Genomic DNA, 5,517 nt, shown 5'->3' on the forward strand with positions numbered 1-5,517 from the left:
GACGACGACCCCGGCGCCGTAGATCAGCGGCTTCCTGCCGGCCGTCCGGGACAAGGGCTTACGGGACGAGGGCTTACGGGACGACGGTTCGCGGGACGACGGCTTACCCGGCGACGACGGCTTCGGGGACGGCTTGGGCATGGACGTGGGCATGCGGAACTCCGAGCTGGTGATGCGAGAGGAAGGAGAGGGACGGCCGGGTGAGGGCAGCCGTCTACACCCTCAGTACGGAGAGTTCCACCGGGCTCGGCGCGGCCGCGTCGGGTCCGCGCAGCGTCATCGGCACGAGCCGCCGCACCGGCACCGGGACGGTGGCGGCGGGCAGACCCCATTCGGCGAGGCCCGGCGCCTGGTCGTGGGCCGCGCGGGCCCGCCCGGGAACAGCAGGCTCGGTGCCGTCGTGCTTGCCCTTCCTGCCGCAGCCGGGAAGCCCGTCCCCCTGCCCGATGCCCGCGGACACGGCCACGGACGGACCCGAAGAAGGTGGCGCCGACGCGGAAGCAGTCGACGGCCCGCAGAACAGCCCCAGGACGACAGCGAGGGCCGCCACCAGGCAGCACCACGACGAACGGGACACGGCGGACAGGCCTTCCGGCAGGGGCTCGGCAGAAAGATCGACTGTCCAAAATGGTACGTGCTGTGATCGCTCCGTCCCCGGCCTTACGGGTCCGGTGACCGAGACCGCGGGAAATAGGTTCGCCGTTCCTCGGGCCCGGGTGAGATCCTGGGATCCGTATGTCTACTTCCTTTGCCGATCTCCAGTCCCAGCTCGGGCAGCTCTCGCTCCGCGACGCGCACCGGCTCGGCCGCCGCCTCGAAGGCGCGCGCCGCATTCGTAAGCCCGAGGCCCAGCAGGCCGTGCTGGACGAGATCGCGGCCCAGGCCACGAAGGCAGCCGGGCGGCTCGCGCTGCGGGCCGGGCGGCTGCCTGCTCTCTCGTACCCGGAACAGCTGCCGGTCAGCCAGAAGAAGGACGAGATCCTGGAGGCGATACGCGACCACCAGGTCGTGATCGTCGCCGGTGAGACCGGCTCCGGCAAGACCACCCAGATCCCCAAGATCTGCATGGAGCTGGGCCGTGGCGTCCGCGGCATGATCGGGCACACCCAGCCGCGCCGGATCGCGGCACGCACGGTGGCCGAGCGGATCGCCGAGGAGCTGAAGACCCCGCTGGGCGAGGCGGTGGGCTGGAAGGTCCGCTTCACCGACCAGGTCAACCAGGACGCGACCTTCGTCAAGCTGATGACGGACGGCATCCTGCTCGCCGAGATCCAGACGGACCGCGAGCTGCTCGCGTACGACACGATCATCATCGACGAGGCCCACGAGCGGTCGCTGAACATCGACTTCCTGCTCGGCTATCTGGCCCGGCTGCTGCCCAAGCGCCCGGACCTGAAGGTCGTCATCACCTCGGCGACCATCGACCCGGAGCGCTTCGCCCGCCACTTCGGCGAGGCGCCGATCGTCGAGGTCAGCGGCCGTACGTATCCGGTCGAGGTGCGTTACCGGCCCCTCCTCGAAGAGGACAGCGAGGACTCCGACCGCGACCAGATCACGGCGATCTGCGACGCCGTCGACGAGCTCCAGAACGAGGGACCCGGCGATGTCCTGGTCTTCCTCTCCGGCGAGCGCGAGATCCGCGACACCGCGGACGCGCTCGGCAAACGCAACCTCAGACACACCGAGGTGCTCCCTCTCTACGCACGCCTGTCGCACGCCGAACAGCACCGCGTGTTCCAGCGCCACACCGGACGCAGGGTCGTCCTCGCCACGAACGTCGCCGAGACCTCGCTGACCGTTCCCGGCATCAAGTACGTGATCGACCCGGGCAACGCCCGCATCTCCCGCTACAGCCACCGCACCAAGGTCCAGCGGCTGCCGATCGAGCGGATCTCGCAGGCCAGCGCCAACCAGCGCAAGGGCCGCTGCGGCCGTACGTCGGACGGCATCTGCATCCGGCTGTACTCCGAGGACGACTTCCTGACCCGTGCGGAGTTCACGGACCCGGAGATCCTGCGGACGAACCTGGCCTCCGTCATCCTCCAGATGACCGCGGCCGGTCTCGGCGAGATCGAGAAGTTCCCCTTCATCGACCCGCCGGACCACCGCAACATCCGCGACGGCGTGCAGCTCCTCCAGGAGCTGGGCGCGCTGGATCCGGAGGAGAAGGATCCGAAGAAGCGGCTCACCCCGCTCGGCCGCAAGCTCTCGCAGCTTCCGGTGGACCCGCGCCTGGCCCGGATGGTCATCGAGGCGGATCGGAACGGCTGTGTCCGCGAGGTCATGGTCATCGCCTCCGCGCTCTCCATCCAGGACCCGCGCGAACGGCCGTCCGATAAACAGACGCAGGCCGACCAGCACCACGCCCGGTTCAAGGACGAGACGTCTGACTTCCTGGCGTTCCTGAACCTGTGGCGCTACATCCGCGAGCAGCAGAAGGAGCGCGGCTCCTCCAGCTTCCGCCGGATGTGCAAGCAGGAGTACCTGAACTTCCTGCGCATCCGCGAATGGCAGGACATCTACGCGCAGCTGCGTACGGTCGCCAAGCAGATGGGCATCGAACTCAATGAGGACGATGCTCCGGAGCAGTCGGTGCACACCTCGCTGCTCGCCGGCCTGCTTTCGCACATCGGGCTGAAGGACACCGAGAAGAACGAGTACCTGGGTGCCCGCAGCGCCAAGTTCGCGATCTTCCCGGGGTCGGCGCTGTTCAAGAAGCAGCCGCGGTTCGTGATGTCGGCCGAGCTGGTCGAGACCTCCCGGCTGTGGGCGCGGGTCAACGCCCGGGTCGAGCCCGAGTGGATCGAACCGCTGGCCCAGCACCTGCTGAAGCGCACCTACAGCGAGCCGCACTGGGAGAAGGACCAGGCGGCGGTGATGGCCTACGAGCGGGTCACGCTCTACGGCGTACCGATCGTCGCCCAGCGCAAGGTCAATTTCGGCCGGATCGACCAGGAGGCCTCGCGGGATCTCTTCATCCGCAACGCCCTGGTCGAGGGCGACTGGCGCACGCACCACCAGTTCTTCCACGACAACCGCAAACTCCTGGGCGAAGTCGAGGAGTTGGAGCACCGCGCCCGGCGCCGCGACATCCTCGTGGACGACGAGACCCTGTTCGACTTCTACGACCAGCGGATCCCCGAACACGTCGTCTCGGGCGCGCACTTCGACTCGTGGTGGAAGCACAAGCGCAAGGACGAGCCGGACGCGCTGGACTTCGAGCGCTCGATGCTCATCAACGAGAAGGCCGGGGCCGTCACCAAGGACGACTACCCGGACTCCTGGCGGCAGGGGAAGCTCAAGTTCCGGGTGACGTACCAGTTCGAGCCCGGCGCGGACGCCGACGGCGTGACCGTCCACATCCCGCTCCAGGTGCTCAACCAGGTCACGTCCGAGGGCTTCGACTGGCAGATCCCGGGCCTGCGCGAGGAAGTGGTCACCGAGCTGATCCGCTCCCTGCCCAAGCCCATCCGCCGGCACTACGTCCCGGCGCCGAACTACGCGGACAAGTTCCTGGACCGGGCCGTGCCCCTCCAGGAGCCGCTGCCCTTCACCCTGGCCCGTGAGCTCCAGCGGATGGTCGGCGTCCCGGTGACCGCGGACGACTTCGACCTGAGCCGGGTCCCGGACCACCTGAAGATCACCTTCCGGGTCGTCGACGAGCGGCGCCGCAAGGTCGCCGAGGACAAGGACCTGGAGGCGCTGCGGGTCCAGCTGCGCCCCAAGGCCCGTCAGGCCCTCTCCCAGGCCGCTGCGGCGACCGCGGGGCCGTCAGGGGAGTCCATCGAGCGTTCGGGGCTCACGGACTGGACGATCGGCACGCTGGACCGGGTCTTCGAGACGCGGCGGGCGGGGCAGCCGGTCAAGGCCTTCCCCGCCCTGGTCGACCAGGGCGGGACCGTGGCCGTACGGCTCTTCGACACGGAGGCCGAGCAGCAGCAGGCGATGTGGCGCGGCACCCGGAAGCTGATCCTGCTGAACATCCCGGTGAACCCGGCGAAGTTCGCCTCGGACAAGCTCACCAACCAGCAGAAGCTCGCCCTGTCCCGCAATCCGCACGGCTCCATCCAGGCCCTCTTCGACGACTGCGCGACGGCGGCCGCCGATCGGCTGATCGCCGCGCACGGCGGTCCGGCCTGGGACGAGGCGTCGTTCCGGAAGCTGTACGACAAGGTGCGTGCCGACCTGGTGGACCTGACCGTCCGCACGATCGGCCAGGTCCAGCAGATCCTGGCGGCCTGGCAGGCGTGCGAGCGCCGGCTGAAGTCCACCAACAGCCTGGTCCTGATCAACAACGTCACGGACGTACGGGAGCACCTGGCCCGGCTCGTGCCGTCCGGGTTCGTCACCCTGACCGGGCTGCGCAGGCTGCCCGACCTGATGCGCTACCTGGTCGCCGAGGACCGCCGGCTCCAGCAGATGCCGACGAACGTCCAGCGCGACACCACGCGCATGGAGAAGGTCCACGAGATGCAGGACGAGTACGCCTGGCTGCTGGAGCAACTGCCGCAGGGCAGGCCCGTTCCGCAGGAGGTCCTGGACATCCGCTGGATGATCGAGGAGCTGCGGGTCAGCTACTTCGCGCATGCCCTGGGCACCGCGTTCCCCGTCTCCGACAAGCGGATCGTGAAGGCGATCGACGCCGCCGCCCCGTAGGGGGCCCGGCGGTGGGCGCGTAACGGCTCCGCCACCAGGAGTGAGGTCGACCGCACCCTCTGACCTCCTGTACAGTCTGTCTTCGCAGCCAGCCGCAAGGCAGCAGCGAAAACCTGGTCCTGTGGAGCAGTTTGGAGTGCTCGCCACCCTGTCAAGGTGGAGGCCGCGGGTTCAAATCCCGTCAGGACCGCAGTAACGAAAGCCCGGATCCTCTGGATCCGGGCTTTCGCGCGTCTTGACTCCGGTGTCCGCCGACGAGTACTCAGAACCAAGGGCTGCCCCTGGTCTTCCGGGAGGGGCGGCGCGCATCCACCGGGAGGTGGCGCGGATGGCGGCATCCACGAGCGAGAACTTCCCTCCGGACCGGTCCGGAGACCGCGAGCCGGCCCCGGCACAGCCCTCGGGCACCGCCCCGGCGCCGGTGCGCAGGAGGACGCCCCGGCACGAGATCCGGGCCCTGCTGCGCGCCCACCTGGCGGCGGCCTCCGGCTACCGCCACCTCACCCGGCACTGCGCGGTCTGCGCACGGTTACTGAGGCTCGCCATGGAGCCCCTGACGGCCTCAGGGGCGACGGAAGCGGCCTCGACGGTCCTGGCGAGCCCAGGGGCGAGGGACGCGGCCTCGGCGGTCCTGGTGACCTCAGGGGCGGCGGAAGCGGCCTCGACGGTCCTGGCGAGCTCAGGGGCGAGGGAAACGGCCTCGGCCCCCCTGATGGCCTCAGGGGCGGCGGAAGCGACGTCGACGGCCCTGGCGAGCCCTGGCCCGTCCGAGCCGCCCCCGGCGCCTCTGGCGGGCACCGGACCGAGCGAGTCGACCCTGGTGACCCTGGCGGCCCCTGGCCCCCCCCCGTTACCTTTTTT

General features: G+C 69.5%; 3 protein-coding genes and 1 tRNA gene. 3 read left to right on the plus strand and 1 reads right to left on the minus strand.

Annotation, left to right across the window (positions count from 1 at the left end):
- Positions 1 to 214: 214 nt before the first annotated feature.
- Entirely contained in the window at positions 215 to 466 is a 252-nt protein-coding gene (locus JGS39_RS35975; protein ID WP_308120911.1) for a hypothetical protein, read from the minus strand.
- 269 nt (positions 467 to 735) lie between these two features.
- On the opposite strand from JGS39_RS35975, the gene hrpA reads away from it, so the two are divergent.
- The 3 genes from hrpA to JGS39_RS42025 all read left to right on the plus strand — a co-directional run.
- Positions 736 to 4,656, plus strand: coding sequence for an ATP-dependent RNA helicase HrpA (gene hrpA, locus JGS39_RS35980; RefSeq protein WP_219573970.1), 3,921 nt, complete (start codon positions 736 to 738; stop codon positions 4,654 to 4,656).
- 115 nt (positions 4,657 to 4,771) lie between these two features.
- A tRNA-Asp gene (locus JGS39_RS35985) sits at positions 4,772 to 4,846 on the plus strand.
- A 138-nt stretch (positions 4,847 to 4,984) separates the two neighbouring features.
- Positions 4,985 to 5,517, plus strand: a 533-nt coding sequence (locus tag JGS39_RS42025) for a DUF6274 family protein (protein WP_372456187.1), incomplete at its 3' end; no start/stop codon positions are given.

Source organism: Streptomyces poriferorum, from assembly GCF_019399235.1.
Lineage (GTDB): Bacteria > Actinomycetota > Actinomycetes > Streptomycetales > Streptomycetaceae > Streptomyces > Streptomyces poriferorum.

What these genes read in the sequence shown, in the direction of transcription:
- hrpA (WP_219573970.1), top strand. Translation starts at nt 736, where the DNA reads ATGTCTACTTCCTTTGCCGATCTCCAGTCCCAGCTCGGGCAGCTCTCG.